Consider the following 15,212-nt stretch of genomic DNA (forward strand, 5'->3'; position numbering starts at 1 on the left):
AGACGCCGCCGCATGCCCCATCACGTTCCCCTGATCGCCACCATGGTGGCCGCCATCGTTCTGGCCTTCGTCTTCGGCGCCTTGGCCCACCGGCTGCGCCTTTCGCCGCTGGTGGGGTATCTGCTGGCCGGGGTCGCCATCGGTCCCTTCACGCCAGGCTTCGTCGGCGACATGCAGTTGGCCTCCCAGTTGGCGGAGATCGGGGTGATCCTGCTGATGTTCGGCGTGGGGCTGCATTTCTCGCTGAGCGACCTGATGAAGGTGCGGTCGATCGCCATTCCGGGTGCGGTGGTGCAGATCGCCATCGCCACGGCGATGGGATGGGGGCTGGCCCGCTTTCTCGGCTGGAATTTGGCGGCGGGGCTGGTATTCGGCCTGGCGCTGTCGGTGGCGAGCACGGTGGTGCTGCTGCGCGCGCTGGAGCAGCTGGACCTGTTCCGCACCGAACGGGGACGGATCGCCATCGGCTGGCTGATCGTCGAGGATCTGGCGATGGTGCTGGCGCTGGTGCTGTTGCCGCCGGTGGCCCGCATGCTGGAAAGCGGCGGCGGGATGGACGGCGAGGTGCTGTTGTCGCTGGCGTGGACGCTGGGAAAGGTGGCGCTGTTCGTCGCCCTGATGCTGGTCGGCGGCCGGCGGATCGTGCCCTGGGTGCTGGAGCGCATCGCCCGCACCGGTTCGCGCGAGTTGTTCACCCTCTGCGTCCTGGCGCTGGCGCTCGGCATCGCCTATGGCTCCGCCACGCTGTTCAGCGTGTCCTTCGCGCTGGGCGCCTTCTTCGCCGGGATGGTGCTGAACGAATCCGATCTCAGCCACCGGGCGGCGGAACAGACCCTGCCCTTGCAGGACGCATTCGCCGTGCTGTTCTTCGTGTCGGTCGGCATGCTGTTCGACCCCGCGGTGCTGACCCGGTCGCCTTGGGCGGTGCTGGCGACCTTGGCGATCATCCTGCTGGGCAAGTCGGCGGCGGCCTTCGGTCTCGTCCTGCTGTTCCGCTATCCGTTGCGCACGGCGGTGACGGTGGCGGTCAGTCTGGCGCAGATCGGCGAGTTCTCCTTCATTCTGGTCGCGCTTGGCATGCAACTCGGCATCCTGCCGGAAGAGGGCCAGGGGCTGATCCTGGCTGGCGCCCTGCTGTCGATCACCGCCAACCCGCTGCTGTTCGCCGTGGTCCAGCGCCTGTTCCCGGACGAGGCGGAACCGCTGCCGCCGGCCGACACCGCGCCGGAATTGCGCGATTACCAGGCCTTGAGCGGCCATGTCATCGTCGTCGGCCATGGGCGGGTCGGCCGCTTCGTCACGCAGGCCCTTCAGGAGGTGCCCGCGGAGGAAGAGCGGCCGGTGGTGGTGATCGACCTGCAGCGCGAACGGGTGAAGGCCCTGCAGGCGGCAGGCGTGCGTGCGGTCTACGGCAATGCGGCGGCGGCTGGAATTCTGGAGCGCGCCGGGGTGCAGGGCGCCTCGCTGCTGCTGGTCACCGTTCCCGATGCGCTGGAAGGCGGCGGCGTGGTGCAGCAGGCCCGGACACTGAATCCGACGATCGCCATCGCCGCCCGTGCCCACAGCGACGAGGCGGTGGCCCATCTCGACCGCACCGGCGCCGATGTCGTCTTCATGGGCGAACGCGAAATCGCGCGGCGGATGTTCGAATATGCAGGCCGCACCGATGCGGACGAGGCAAATGGAGCCGGACTGCTGGCAGCGACCTGAACACGGCGAAAACGCCGGTCGGGGACCGGCGTTTCCAAATCCGTCGATGCAACTTCCGGCGAAGCACACGCACCCTCCCCCGGCGACCGGCGCCGGGAAGGCCGTGACCTGCCGGAAGACGGCGCGGCGTCAGTCGTCGCGCTGGGTCCGTTCCATCCGCTCGTGACGCTCCTGGGCCTCCAGGCTCAGCGTCGCGATCGGACGGGCGTCCAGCCGGCGAACGGAGATGGGATCGCCCGTCTCCTCGCAATAGCCGTAGCTGCCGTCGACCAGCCGCTCCAGCGCGGCGTCGATCTTGGAGATCAGCTTGCGTTCGCGGTCACGGGTGCGCAGTTCCAGCGCGCGGTCGGTCTCCGCCGAGGCGCGGTCGGCGATATCCGGTTCCTGGATACCGCCTTCCTGGAGGCTGTTCAGCGTGCCGGTTGATTCCGCCAGAAGCTCCGCGCGCCAGCGCAGCAGCTTCTGGCGGAAATACTCCCGCATGATCGGGTTCATGAACTCCTCGTCTTCCGACGGGGAATAGTTCTGGGGCAGAAGCGGCGACGTCATCCGAAAGCATCCAGCGAAAAAGGGGTGATCCGGGCGGCGCGGAGTATAGGCACGCCACGCCGGGACCGCAACCCATTGGTTCGCCCCTAAAACGACCAAACAAGCCCTTGGAATAAAAAAGATTTGTCAGAGTGGCACATTGGCCGCGCCGTGCCGCTACCCCGTCGGGGCGTGGGACCGCGGGTCTGGCCGCGCCCTGCCCCGCCTGACTGCCGGCTCACGGCAACGGGGCATCGGCCCACCTGCTCGGGAGGGCTAGGAGGTGAGCTTCGCCAGTTCGACCTGCGCCCGCAGATCGATCTCGTCCAGGATTTCGGCCAGATTGGGATCGTCGACCTGGGCGCGGCGCGTCTGCACCACCTTCGCCAGATCGACCAGCTTCTGCATCGACAATGTACCGGACAGCAGGCCGTGCTGGATTTCCTCCAGCCGGTCGAGCATCTCCTCCGCCCGCATCTTGCCGCGCGAAGCGCGCGCGGTGGCGTCGTCGGTCGCATCGACCTCCTGCAAGGCCAGCACGCCCGAAACCCCGGCGGTGGCGGCGGTGCCGCTGACGCCGTGGGCCGAGCCCGCCTCCCCCACCAATTGCTTGGAGAACGCGGCGCCGGACGAGCCTTCGGACTTGCCGGTGCGGCGTACCGAACCGCTGCCGCGTATGTTACCGGAGCCTTCGACTTTCATGATCCGTGCAACCGTTTGCAGTAAAGGATGCGTAAACGCGCGCACTGTAGATGGACCAACCTTAACATCCGGTCAAGGTTTGCCGCAATCGGGCAAAATTTGCCGGTCGGCTGTGACCGAAAGGCGCCATCTTCCGGACGTTTTTCAGGACAAGCACGGATTGCTGCCGTTTCCGTCGTCTGGCACGGCGTTTGTATAGGGATGGGCACGAGTTCAGGAGTGTCCGCGTCATGCTTCCCACCGCCCTTCGCCTTCTGCGCCGCCGTGCCGTTCTGGCCGTGCTGACCGCCCTGCTGGCGTTCGGCGTCCCGGCCGCACCGGCATTGGCCGCATCCGCCCGTATCAAGGACATCGTGGATGTCGAGGGCGTGCGCGACAACATGCTGATCGGCTATGGCCTCGTGGTGGGTCTGAACGGCACCGGCGACAGCCTGAACAACTCGCCCTTCACCGAGCAGAGCCTGACCGGCATGCTGGAACGGATGGGCGTCAACACCCGCGGCACCAACCTGCGCACCAAGAACGTGGCGGCGGTGATGGTGACGGCGACGCTGGGCGCCTATGCCGCGCAGGGCACGCGCATCGACGTGACCGTGTCGGCGATGGGCGACTCCAAGAGCCTGCTGGGCGGCACCCTGCTGGTCACCCCGATGATGGGCGCCGACGGCGAGGTCTATGCCGTGGCGCAGGGGCCGATCGCGGTCTCGGGCTTCACCGCCCAGGGCCAGGGCGCCAGCGTGACCCGCGGCGTGCCGACCTCCGGCCGCATCTCTTCCGGCGCCATCGTGGAGCGGGAAATCCAGTTCTCGCTGGCCGAGTTGCCCGTGCTGCGGCTGTCCTTGCGCAACCCGGACTTCACCACCGCCCAGCGGGTGGCGACCGCCATCAACATCCAGCTGCGCGGCAACCGCGCCCAGGCGACCGACCCGGCCTCCGTCCTGATCAACGTGCCGGAGACGCGCCGCGGCGACGTGGTGGGGCTGGTGACGGAGATCGAACAGCTGCGCATCACCCCCGATCAGGTCGCCCGCGTGGTGGTCGACGAGAAATCGGGCGTCATCGTGATGGGCGAGAACGTCCGCATCTCCACCGTCGCCATCGCCCAGGGCAACCTGACCATCCGCATCACCGAAACCCCGCAGGTCAGCCAGCCCGGCCCCTTCAGCCAGGGCCAGACCGCGGTGGTGCCGCGCACCGACATCCAGGTCGACGAACAGTCCAACAACCGCCTCGCCGTTATGAATTCCGGGGTGACCCTGCAGGAGTTGGTACAGTCCTTGAATGCGCTTGGGGTGGGTCCGCGGGACATGATCGCCATTCTCCAGTCGATCAAGGCCGCCGGAGCCCTGCAAGCCGAGATCGAGGTGATCTGATGTCCATGAGCCCCGCCCTTTCCGCCGCTTCGGCCCCGCGCAGCTCTTCATTGGTGGAGCGCGCCCAGGCGTCAGGGTTCGGCGTACGGACCCTGGCAAAGATTTCCGATCTGGAGGCCAAGACCGACCCGGCAAAGCTTGCCCAGCTGCGCAAATCCGCCAACGAGTTCGAGAGCCAGTTCGTATCGCAGATGCTGAGCCCGATGTTCGAGGGGATCCAGACCGACGAGACCTTCGGCGGCGGGCGCGGCGAGGAAATGTTCCGGCCGATGCTGGTCGAGCAGTTCGGCAAGCAGATCACCCAGCGTGGCGGCTTCGGCATCGCCAAGCAGGTTTACGCAGAGCTTCTTCGCGCCCAGGAGGCCAGCCATGGATAAGGTCGACGTCCGTTTCCCCCAGCCGGCCAAGCCGGCCGCCAACCTGCCGAAGAATGCCCAGGAACGCGCGGTGGCGCTGGTCGAGCTGATGGGCCGCCTGACCGCCCTGCTGGAGCGCGAGGCCGCCGCCGTCCGTGCCCGCCGCCCGGCCAAGGAACTGACCCAGATCGTCAAGGACAAGCAGCCGATGACGCTGGTCTATGAAGAGATCAGCCGCATGCTGCGCGTCGACCGCGAAGGACTGATGGGTTTGCCGCAGGAGATGAAGGCCGCGCTGAAGGATGCGACCGGCAAGCTCTATGCCGCCACCGCCGACAATGCGGAGGCCCTGCGCATCGGCGGCGAGGCGCAGAAGGTGATGGTCGACACCGTCGTCACCGTCATCACCCGCCAGCAGAAGGCGCCGACCACCGCCTATGCCGCCCACATGGGCGGTGGCCGCGGCTATTCCCCGCCGCCCAGCGGGCCGCGCACCTCGGCGGCGCTGAACACCCGTCTTTGATCCCAACCGCCTTCATCCGTGACTGCCGAGACGTTTCGGACGGCCGCCTCTCTCCACAGGGGCGGCCTTTTTCTTTGCGGGCCTTTCTCCTTGGGGCCAGGTTCCTTGGGGCCCGGTTCCTCGGGATTGGGCCGCTGCGGCAAGAAAGACCCCGCACCCGGCGGAAATTGCCGGTCCGGCCTGCATCATGCGGCGGGAACTGCCACCCCGCACCGCATGAATGGCCCAATGGCGCGGAGTCCCAACTGGCCCGCCTGTTGCATTGGTCTCTCCGCATCGCTGTCGGTGCGTTCCGCCGTCCCTGAGAGGCCGTTCCATGGAAGTCCAATCGAACAACATCGCCGCGTCCTTGTTCGACGGTCTCAGCCAGTCCCAGCAGACGCAGGGGACGGGGGCGAAGAACGACCTGTTTTCCAAGATGATGGACCGCATGCTGACCGACGCCGCCGCGCGCAAGCGCGAACAGGCCGATGCGGCGGCACGCAACTCCGCCAAGGACGCCGCAAAGGACGCGGCCAAGGAGGCCAGCGACGCCCGTAAGGCGGAGGCCCAGCGCAAGCAACCGGTGCGCGCCGAACCGAAGCCGGACCTGACCCGCGAGCGCACGGCCCAGGCCGCCCGTCCGGCCACCGATGCCGCCGACACGGCCCGCGCTCCGGAACCGAAGACCGCCGAGACCGACGACGACCGCAAGGTTCAAGCCGGACAGGACGACCGCCGGCCGGCCAAAGCTGAAAAGCCGACGAAGGATGCGAAGGCGGAGGCGGCGAAAGCCGATCCCTCCAAGACGTCCGCGGCGAAGACGGACGACACCAAGACCGTGGCCGCCGACGAAGCCGCCGCGACTGACGACGCCGCCGCTTCGACTGAGGATGCCGGGCAGACGGAAACCGCGTCGGCCGACGCCCCAGGCGACGGTGACCCGACCGCCACAGCCGACGAACAGGCCCAGCCCGGCGACCAGTCCACCACAGAACAGCCTCCGGCCGCTCAGCCGGTGCCGCCGCAACCGGTGCCGCAGGCCAGCGATCTGATCCTCGCCGGACTGATGCCGGCCGGACAGGCCGCGGCGAAGGATGCCACCGAAGAGGCGGGCGCCGGCACCGACGACGCCGCGACGGTCGGGGCCGCGGGGACCGGCACGGCCGGCACCCTCGATCCCGCTGCCCAGCTGGTCCAGGCGCAGGCCGCCGCTGCCGCCGCTGCCGGCGCGACGGCGGGCGGACAGGCCGCCGCCGGTGCCGATACGGCCGCGAAGGCTGCCGGCAAGGGTGGCGCCGTGGATGGCGACGCCGCGAAGACCACGGACGCCTCCCAGGCCGACGCCGGCGCCGAAGCCCTGCCGAGCGACGAGGACGTCGCCCTGCCCGACCGCTTCGCCGACCTGCTGGCCGCAGCCAAGGCCAAGACGGGTGAAGCCAGGCAGAACGGCAAGCATGCCGGCAGCGAGGGCAGCGGCCGGAACGACGCCCAGCCCCAAACTCAGGCGATGCCGCAGCAGCCGGTTCCGCCGGCTCCGCCTGCCGTCCCGGTGGCGGAAGCCGTCACGGCCGCTGCGACGGGTACGGCCGCTACGACGCTGGAGGGCATCGACGCCTCCGGCGCGGCCGGCGGAGCATCCGGCGCCGCCACCGCCAGCCCGCACACCCACCCGGCCCTTGCCGCGATGGAAGGCGTCCACGGCGGCATTCCCGGCCTCGACCAGCCGCAGGCGACCGCGACGCTCCGCCCGTCGCGCGGCGCCGGCATGCCGATGGGCGTGCACGACCAGATCGCCGTCCATATCAAGAAGAATGTCGGCGACGAGGTCGACCAGTTCACCATCAACCTGCATCCGGCCGAGCTTGGCCGGATCGACATCAAGCTGGACATCGGCGCCGATGGCCGGGTCAACGCGATGGTCGCGGTGGAAAAGGCGCAGACCCTCGAACTTCTGCAGCGTGACAGCCGCAGCCTGGAACGCGCCTTGCAGGACGCCGGACTGCAGACGGACTCGAACAGCTTGAACTTCAGCCTGCGCGGCGAAGGCAACCCCTTCGCCGGTGACGGCCGGGGCGACGGCAAGAACGGTGGATCGGGTCGGCGCGGCCGCGGCTTCGGCGGGGGTGGCGACGATGACGGGACCGACAGCGCCGTCTACACGGCAACGCTCGGCAACGGGCGCGTCGACATCCGCGCCTGACGGCGACGCCCGCGGCCATCTCGCCGCAGCCCACCGTCACATGAGAGATATCGGCCGCAAGGCCAACGAAGGACGACCGCGATGACCACGACGACCAACACCACCAGCCCGACCCTGAACCAGTACGGCACCTATTCGGGAGGCAAGTCCACCGGGTCGAAGACGGCGTCCGAAACCGCCAAGACCCCGCAGACCGATGCCGACAAGACCGCGTCGGCGACCAAGGGCCTCGGCGACAATTTCCAGACGTTCCTCACCATGCTGACCACGCAGATGAAGAACCAGGACCCGCTGAAGCCGCTCGACACCAACGACATGACCAAGCAGCTGGTCGATTTCGCCAACGTCGAGCAGAACATCGGCACCAACAGCCGCCTGGACAAGCTGGTTCAGTTGCAGTCGGCCGGCACCGCGTCGACCAACCTCGCCTATCTCGGCCGCACCGTCGCCTTCGAGGGCGACAGCTTCCAATACAACCAGGGCATGGCCCAGGCGCCGCTGGGCTACGAGCTGGAAACATCGGCCAAGTCGGTGCGCGTCGACATCCTGGATGGCAACGGCAACATCATCCGCTCGATGCCGGGCGAGACCACCGCCGGCACCAAGCATGCCGTCAGTTGGGACTTCAAGGACAACAACGGCCGTGCGGTGCAGCCCGGCACCTATCGCATGAACGTGGCGCCGGTGGCGGAGAACAAGAACGACACCATCAAGACCACCACCTACACCTTCGGCACCGTCGCCGGTATCGGCAGCAGCAAGGACGGCGAAACCGTGCTGAACATCGGCGCCAGCGAAGTCCCGCTGTCGAAGCTGACCACCGTCTATTGATCAGGACTCGTTGCACCTACGGATTGTCGGTCCGCCTGCCGGACGGGGCGTTTCCACGCCCCTATCCGTTCGGACAGTCAACTACCACCCGATAAAAAGTTAACCCTTTCGTTTAGGCATTTGTTAAGTGCCGGCGCCTACAGTACCCCGAAATCGTGGAATCCACAGTTTGGGTTGGAGCGTCCGCGCATGGCACTCATCGAACTCGACACCGGCGACGACTCTGCAGCCGGTGCATCGGTCATTGGTCCTGAGGGGCGTCCCATGACCGAAAACGACCTTCCCCCGCCCGACACCAAGCGTTGGGTGATGCGCCGCAAGGCGGAAGTGGTCGCCGGCGTCCGTTCGGGCCTGATCAGCCTGGAAGAGGCGTGCCGCCGCTACACCTTGTCGGTGGAGGAATTCCTGTCCTGGCAGCGGCTGATCGACAGCCACGGCATGCGCGGCCTGCGCGCTACCCGCCTGCAGGACTACCGCCCCGGCCAGCCCGTCCGCGACCGCATCGGCGCGGACTGAGGCAGCGCACACAGAGTCGACGAAGCGCCGCAGGGCTGACCTGCGGCGCTTCGTTGCGTTCGGGGATTGAGGCCGGGGGCAACCGTCGCCTATGACCGCGCCTGCGCACATGCCGCGTCGACCAGCATCGCAGCCGCGCTTGCCACCGCGTCGTTGGCCGGTCCCAAGTCCAGCGCCCGCCCGGCTGCATAGGCGCCTTCCATCAGCAGCTGCAATTGGCCGCACAGCCGGTCCGGATCGTCGGCGCCGGCCGCCACCGCCAACCTGTGCAGGCGGTCGCGGACCATCCGCTTGTGGGCCAAAGCCAGCGCACGGGCGGGGTTGGCGGGGTCGCGCAGTTCGGCGGCGGCGCTGGTGAAGGGACAGCCCTGAAACTTCGGATGATCGATCCAGTGGGCGAGCGCCACGAAAAGCGCCTTCATCTGTGCGCGCGGATCGCCAGGATGGCGGGCCACCACCCGGTCCCACCACGCGCCATGCTGGGCGATGCTGCGCTCCAGATAGGCGCAGACCAGATCGTCCTTGGACTCGAAGTTGCGGTACAGGCTCATCTTCGCGACGCCGGATTTGGCGATGATGGTGTCGATGCCGACCGCGCGGATGCCTTCGCGATAGAACAGCTCCGCCGCCGTATCGAGAATCCGCTCCCGCGCCGGCTTCCTTGCGCTTGCCGCCTCTGACATTCCCGCTCCATCCGTTCCGAACGGCCGGGTTCAAGCCCGACATTGACAATGATACAGACCTGTCTCTACCATCGCAATGAAGAGACAGGTCTGTATCATCGCCGGGCGATCCGGGCCTGACCACCACAATGAACGGAGTTCCAGGGGATGCGCTATTTCGAGGATGTCACGGTGGGCGACCGCTTCACCGGCGGGCCGCTGACGGTCGAGGCGGCGGAGATCGTCTCCTATGCCGAGAAGTTCGACCCGCAGCCCTTCCATCTGGACGCCGATGCGGCGAAGGACACGCTGTTCCGCGGTCTGGCGGCCAGCGGCTGGCACACCGCCGGGATGACCATGCGGATGATCGTGGGCAGCGATGCCGAACTGGCGGGCGGCTATATCGGCATGGGCGTCGATTCCATCGGCTGGCCCCGCCCGACCCGGCCCGGCGACGTGCTGCGCATCGAGATGGAGGTGATCGAAGCCCGCCGCTCCGCCAAGCGCCCCGACCAGGGCGTGCTGCGGGTGAAGACCACCACCTTCAACCAGAATGACGAGGTGGTGCAGACGATGATCGCCAACCTGCTGGCACCCGGCCGCCCCACCTGAAAAAGAAAGCCCCCGCATCCGGGAGTGGATGCGGGGGCGGCAGTTTTTGCTCTCTCAGTTGCGGGCTTCTGCCGTCAGCGCTTCAGGCCGGCGGTGAAGGCGAAGTTGTCGAAGGAGTTCTCGGCCACCCGGAACCACAGATACTCGTCGTCGCGGAACTTCTTCCACGGCTCGTAGATCTTGGCGAACTTCGGGTTGGTCTTGGCCGTTTCGTCATACAGCTCGGTGGCGGCCTTGTAGCAGGCTTCCATCACGTCGCGCGGGAAGGGACGCAGCTGGGCGCCGCCGCCGACCAGACGCTTCAGCGCCGCCGGGTTTTCGGCGTCGTACTTGGCGGCCATGGTCACGTTGGCCTCGAAGCAGGCGGCCTCCAGGACGGCCTTGTACTGCTTGGGCAGCTGTTCCCACTGCTGCTTGTTGACCAGCAGCGAGACGGTCAGACCGCCTTCCCACCAGCCCGGATAGTAGTAGTACTTGGCGACCTTGTTGAAGCCGAGCTTCTCGTCGTCGTACGGACCGATCCACTCGGCGGCGTCGATGGTGCCCTTTTCCAGCGACGGATAGATGTCGCCGCCGGCGATCTGCTGCGGCACGACGCCCAGCTTGGCCAGGACCTGACCAGCGAAGCCGCCGATGCGGAACTTCAGGCCCTTGAGATCCTCGACGGTCTTGATCTCCTTGCGGAACCAGCCGCCCATCTGCACGCCGGTGTTGCCGGCCGGGAAGTTCACGACTCCGTAGCCGTCGAAGAACTCGCGCAGCAGCGCCATGCCGCCGCCATTGTAGATCCAGGCGTTCTGCTGGCGGGCGTTCAGGCCGAAGGGCACCGTCGCGTCGAAGGTGAAGGTCGGGTCCTTGCCGACATAGTAATAGCTGGCGGTGTGGCCGCATTCGACCGTGCCGTTCTGCACCGCGTCCAGAACCTGCAGGCCGGGGACGAGTTCACCGGCGGCGAAGGGACGGATCTGGAACTTGCCGTCGGTGGCCGCGGCGACGCGGGCGGCGATGGTGTCGGCGGCGCCATAAATGGTGTCCAGGCTCTTGGGGAAGCTGGACGCCAGGCGCCAATGGATCTCCGGCTGGGTCTGGGCGATGGCGGGGGCCGCGAGGGTGCTGGCGGCGACGCCGACACCGGCGGAGGTCAGGAAGGAACGACGCTTCATGAACGTTTCCTCATCGTTATGGCCATGGCGTCGGTTGAACGATGACGCCATTTGCCGAACAAAAGGCACTATGGTGCCTGAACAATTCTAAAAATCGCGATGGCTGTAGGACAATTCGTCAAAACGCATGGCTTCCATTCCCACCCTATTCCATCGCATGGAAAATACAGTGCGCAGGCGCGACTGAAACAGCGACAGAAGTCCGTCGACCTCAGCGGGATTTTCAAAGCAATGCATCGCCGGAAGAAACGAAGACTGGCATCCGCTCCTGGGAGCATCCATCAGCCGCATCGATCAACCGCGGAACCGTCTTGCCGTCATCTGAATGGTTACGTGTACCGATGATATATGCGACGCGCGGAATGGCACCCACCCCTACTTTCGTTCATCCACACCAAGGCCGAGACACGCCATCGGCCGCGCCACCTGCAATCGTTTCGTCCGTACATGAAGGCGAGCACGCGCCATCGCATGCAACTTCCAGCTTCCAACGGGATGGGATGCTTGGCATGTTCGCCGCGCGATCGGGGCGGTGGAACGGCCACCGCCCGCGCAGCACCAACGGAGGGCAAGAGGATGGACAAAATCCTCACTCTCCTGATCCTGCTGTTGCAGGTGGTCAAGCTGGTGCTTGAGTACCTGAACCGCTGATCGGGTGGACGTGCCGGGGGTGAACGCCCCGGCATGTCCACACCGAAAATAGTGTTTTTTCACGCCGACGGCAACGCCTCACCCAAGCATCGGCACAGGTTCAATTCGGCGGCGGGGGAGAATCGCGACCGCTCAAGGAACGCCAACCGGCCGGCCGTGCTTGGGATACAGGCACAGCAGCACGCCGCCCAACAGCAGCCCGGCCGCCAGCCCGCCCGCATGCGCGGCCCAGCCGACTTCGGCAAGTGGGGAGTCGGCTTTCAGCGGCACCAGCGTCATCGCCGCGTTCAACAGCGCGAAAACCAGGATCGCCCCCTGCACCAGCCGCCGGGGCAAGCGTCGCGACAGCAGCCCGGAGCGCGGCCGCATCCACAGGAAGGCGCCCATCAGCGCGCAGATCGCCCCGCTCGCCCCGATCAGCGGCGCCATCCGGTCGACGGCGAGCAGCCCCTCCGTCAGCGCCGCCGCCACCGTGCCGGTGAGGAACAGCGACAGATAGCGGAGATGCCCGGCCTCCCGCTCCACCACGTCGCCCAACAGCCACAGCACGGCCATGTTGGAGACCAGATGCGTCAGGTCGCCATGGATCAGCACATGCCCGAACAGCCCGCGCCACAGCGCACCGGTGGGAAGCGGTCCGGCCAGTTCGACCGTTCCAAAGAAATAGGCGGGAACGAAGGCGAAGGATTCCGGCGGCAGCCGCAGGACGAAGGCCAGCACGCAGACAAGGATGACGGTGCGGTTCGCATAGGGCGGGATGGGTACGACGGCGACAGGCCCGGTTCCTCCGCTCCGGCCACGCCGGTCCAGCGCCAGCGCCATCCCCTGCCCCCGCTGTTCGGTGCCGCCGCTTCGCGCGGCGATAAGTCTCACCCCAATGTAAGAAGGGGTATTGGCGAAAAACAGCCGTTTTCTACGCTGCTCAGGGTCCTCCTATACCGGTCGGACGGATTGGAGCGCCGGCCACCGGCTGGCACAGTGGCTCTACCACCCGGCGAGAGTCCCTTCGCCGGGCAATGACAACCGGGGAAGAAACGACCATGAACGAACGTCAGGATACCGGCAGCATGACGGTGGACCGCCAGGGGCGCGTCATGGTGCTGACCATGAGCGACACCGGCACCCGGAACGCGCTGGGCTTGAAGATGATGGCTGCCGGCCGCGACGCGCTGGACGAGGCGACGCACGACCCCGAAATCGGCGCCATCGTGCTGACCGGCGCAGACGGCGCCTTCAGCAGCGGCGGGCACCTGAACAACCTCTATCACCACGGCAGCCGCTCGCGGTCGGAGAATCGGGACGGGATCGAACGTTTCCACGGCTGGGTCCGGGCGATGCGCGAATGCCCCAAGCCGATCATCGCCGCGGTGGAGGGGCCAGCCGCTGGCGCCGGCTTCTCGCTGGCGCTGGCCTGCGACCTGATCGTCGCGGCGGAGGATGCGCAGTTCCTGACCGCCTATATCAAGGTCGGGCTGACCGCCGACGGCGGTGCCTCCGCCTCGCTCGCCCGCGCGCTGCCTCCGCAACTTTATGCCGAACTGATGCTGACCGGTGGCCCGGTCGATGCGGCGCGCCTGCATGCCGCCGGCGTCGTCAACCGCGTCACCGCGCCGGGCCGGGCGCTGGACGAGGCGACCGCCTGGGCGCAGACCATCGCCGAAGGGCCGGCCGGCGCCATGGGCCGGGCGAAGAAGTTGATGGAGCTGGCTTATGGCAGCTTCGCCACCCAGCTCGCCCGCGAAAGCGACCTGTTCGTCGAGGCCTTGCACCATGGCGAGGCGAAGGAGGGCATCACCGCCTTCTTCGAGAAACGCCGGCCGGCTTTCCACAAGCGCTGAGGGATGCGAAGGGCCGGGCGGCATGCTGCCGAACGGCGTCCGAAAGGAGGTGACGCGAGCGAAGAAGTTCCTGAGGTGGCTCGACCGCTTCTGGTTCAAGTTGAAGATCGAGTTCCAAGCCAGATTCAACAAGGATCAGGGCAGGTAAGGGCCAAGGGGCAGGGCCGGGAAACCGGCTCCGCCTTCAGGACGAGGACTCGCGTCACCTCCTGACCGCTGAGGGTACCATCGCCGCCGAGGAGTTCAAGGCGGCGAGCTGCCCGCCGCCCGGCGATCGAACGTCGGGAAAGTTGCATTTCGGCAAGGAGACTTCAGCCGCAAGGCTGCCCGGCGCGACAAATTTTCCCGATGTCGATCGTCATTCCAGTTCCACACGATTGCATGTTGAACGCGGCGGCGCACCGGTTGTAGAAACTATCCGTATGACACAACCGCGCCGCCCCTTGACCGACGCCGAACGGCTCGATTGGATCCGCCTCATTCGCACCGAGAATGTGGGTCCGATCACCTTTCACCGCCTGATGGAACAGTATGGCAGCGCCGCCAAGGCACTGGACATGCTGCCGGAACTGGCACGGCGCGGCGGGCGGCCGAAGCCGCTGCGCATCACCTCCAAGGCCGAGGCGGAGCGGGAGATGCAGGCGAACCGGCGTTTCGGCGCTCAACTGCTCTGCGCCTGCGAACCCGATTATCCGGAGCCGCTGGCCGCGGTGGACGATGCGCCGCCGGTGATTTCGGTCGCCGGACACGCCCATCTGCTGCCGCGGCGCGCGGTGGCCATTGTCGGGGCGCGCAACGCCTCGCTGAACGGCAAGAAGTTCGCCGAATCGCTGGCGCGCGAACTCGGGGCGGCCGGGCTGCTGGTCGTCTCCGGCCTTGCCCGCGGCATCGACACCGCCGCCCATGCCGGCTCTCTCGCCAGCGGCACCGCCGCCGTTCTGGCCGGCGGCATCGACGTGGTCTATCCGCCGGAGAATGAGGGCCTCTACCGCGACATCGTGGCGCAGGGCGTGGTGGTGGCGGAAAGCGCCATCGGCACCCAGCCGCAGGCCCGCCATTTTCCCCGCCGCAACCGCCTGATCTCCGGCCTGTCGCTGGGCGTGCTGGTGGTGGAGGCGGCGTTGCGCTCCGGCTCCCTCATCACGGCGCGGATGGCCCTGGAACAGGGGCGGGAGGTGATGGCGGTGCCGGGTTCGCCGCTCGATCCCCGCTGCCATGGCACCAACAATCTGCTGCGCCAGGGCGCCACGCTGGTGGAACGGGCCGACGACGTGCTGCGCGCCATCGAAAATCTGCGGCCTCCGACGTTGGCGGAACGGCAGCGCGACCTGTTCAGCGCCCCCCTCCATACCCCCGCCCCTGCGGCGGAACCGGACGAATCCGACCTCGCCAAGGCACGCGCCCTGGTGCTGGAAAACCTGGGCCACTCGCCCGTCACCATTGACGAACTCGTTCGCGGGTGCCAATTGTCCGCTCCGGTGGTGCTGACCGTGGTTCTGGAACTTGAGCTTGCCGGCCGAGTCCAGCGTCTTCCCGGTCATCAGGTCTCTCTCGCCTGATCGGCA

15 protein-coding genes are annotated in these 15,212 nt (G+C 67.2%); 10 read left to right on the top strand and 5 right to left on the bottom strand.

Annotated features, from left to right (window positions below; genetic code table 11):
- Window positions 1–12 precede the first annotated feature (12 nt).
- Complete coding sequence (gene ybaL, locus TSH20_RS05470; protein ID WP_109073788.1) at window positions 13–1,710, top strand: YbaL family putative K(+) efflux transporter; 1,698 nt, start codon at window positions 13–15, stop codon at window positions 1,708–1,710.
- 129 nt (window positions 1,711–1,839) lie between these two features.
- On the opposite strand, the gene dksA is transcribed toward ybaL, so the two are convergent.
- Window positions 1,840–2,259, bottom strand: a complete 420-nt coding sequence (gene dksA, locus TSH20_RS05475) for an RNA polymerase-binding protein DksA (protein ID WP_012974451.1) — start codon at window positions 2,257–2,259, stop codon at window positions 1,840–1,842.
- A 255-nt stretch (window positions 2,260–2,514) separates the two neighbouring features.
- The gene (locus TSH20_RS05480) at window positions 2,515–2,940 is read right to left on the bottom strand and encodes a flagellar assembly protein FliX (protein WP_109073789.1); all 426 of its coding nucleotides are present in this window, start codon (window positions 2,938–2,940) and stop codon (window positions 2,515–2,517) included.
- A 230-nt stretch (window positions 2,941–3,170) separates the two neighbouring features.
- Between TSH20_RS05480 and TSH20_RS05485 the strand changes: the two genes are divergently transcribed.
- The 6 genes from TSH20_RS05485 to TSH20_RS05510 all read left to right on the top strand — a co-directional run bounded on the left by TSH20_RS05485 (window position 3,171) and on the right by TSH20_RS05510 (window position 8,721).
- Complete coding sequence (locus tag TSH20_RS05485) at window positions 3,171–4,313, top strand: flagellar basal body P-ring protein FlgI (protein WP_109073790.1); 1,143 nt, start codon at window positions 3,171–3,173, stop codon at window positions 4,311–4,313.
- Window positions 4,314–4,318: 5 nt separating this feature from the next.
- Window positions 4,319–4,690, top strand: coding sequence for a rod-binding protein (locus TSH20_RS05490; RefSeq protein WP_247871525.1), 372 nt, complete (start codon window positions 4,319–4,321; stop codon window positions 4,688–4,690).
- Complete coding sequence (locus TSH20_RS05495; protein ID WP_109073792.1) at window positions 4,683–5,192, top strand: flagellar basal-body protein; 510 nt, start codon at window positions 4,683–4,685, stop codon at window positions 5,190–5,192. Before TSH20_RS05490 ends, TSH20_RS05495 begins: the two co-directional genes overlap by 8 nt.
- Before the next feature lie 316 nt (window positions 5,193–5,508).
- Window positions 5,509–7,374 carry a flagellar hook-length control protein FliK gene (locus tag TSH20_RS05500; RefSeq protein WP_109073793.1) on the top strand — a complete coding sequence of 622 codons (1,866 nt, stop codon included), beginning with the start codon at window positions 5,509–5,511 and terminating at the stop codon, window positions 7,372–7,374.
- 81 nt (window positions 7,375–7,455) lie between these two features.
- The gene (locus tag TSH20_RS05505; protein ID WP_109073794.1) at window positions 7,456–8,205 is read left to right on the top strand and encodes a flagellar hook capping FlgD N-terminal domain-containing protein; all 750 of its coding nucleotides are present in this window, start codon (window positions 7,456–7,458) and stop codon (window positions 8,203–8,205) included.
- 189 nt (window positions 8,206–8,394) lie between these two features.
- Entirely contained in the window at window positions 8,395–8,721 is a 327-nt protein-coding gene (locus tag TSH20_RS05510) for a DUF1153 domain-containing protein (protein ID WP_109073795.1), read from the top strand.
- A gap of 89 nt (window positions 8,722–8,810) precedes the next feature.
- On the opposite strand, the gene TSH20_RS05515 is transcribed toward TSH20_RS05510, so the two are convergent.
- Window positions 8,811–9,404 (bottom strand): TetR/AcrR family transcriptional regulator, encoded by a 594-nt coding sequence (locus TSH20_RS05515; RefSeq protein WP_109073796.1) that lies wholly within the window; start codon window positions 9,402–9,404, stop codon window positions 8,811–8,813.
- A gap of 147 nt (window positions 9,405–9,551) precedes the next feature.
- Between TSH20_RS05515 and TSH20_RS05520 the strand changes: the two genes are divergently transcribed.
- Window positions 9,552–9,995 carry a MaoC family dehydratase gene (locus TSH20_RS05520; protein WP_109073797.1) on the top strand — a complete coding sequence of 148 codons (444 nt, stop codon included), beginning with the start codon at window positions 9,552–9,554 and terminating at the stop codon, window positions 9,993–9,995.
- A 74-nt stretch (window positions 9,996–10,069) separates the two neighbouring features.
- Here the strand turns inward: TSH20_RS05520 and TSH20_RS05525 are convergent, their stop codons facing one another.
- On the bottom strand, window positions 10,070–11,158 hold the full coding sequence (locus tag TSH20_RS05525) for a TRAP transporter substrate-binding protein (protein WP_109073798.1): 1,089 nt from the start codon (window positions 11,156–11,158) through the stop codon (window positions 10,070–10,072).
- Between the two features lie 783 nt (window positions 11,159–11,941).
- Complete coding sequence (locus TSH20_RS05530; RefSeq protein WP_109073799.1) at window positions 11,942–12,631, bottom strand: rhomboid family intramembrane serine protease; 690 nt, start codon at window positions 12,629–12,631, stop codon at window positions 11,942–11,944.
- A gap of 218 nt (window positions 12,632–12,849) precedes the next feature.
- Between TSH20_RS05530 and TSH20_RS05535 the strand changes: the two genes are divergently transcribed.
- Both TSH20_RS05535 and dprA read left to right on the top strand, forming a co-directional pair.
- Complete coding sequence (locus TSH20_RS05535) at window positions 12,850–13,647, top strand: enoyl-CoA hydratase (protein WP_109073800.1); 798 nt, start codon at window positions 12,850–12,852, stop codon at window positions 13,645–13,647.
- Between the two features lie 422 nt (window positions 13,648–14,069).
- Entirely contained in the window at window positions 14,070–15,206 is a 1,137-nt protein-coding gene (dprA, locus tag TSH20_RS05540; RefSeq protein ID WP_109073801.1) for a DNA-processing protein DprA, read from the top strand.
- Window positions 15,207–15,212 lie beyond the last annotated feature (6 nt).

It is taken from the genome of Azospirillum sp. TSH20 (genome assembly GCF_003115935.1).
Classification (GTDB): Bacteria; Pseudomonadota; Alphaproteobacteria; order Azospirillales; family Azospirillaceae; genus Azospirillum.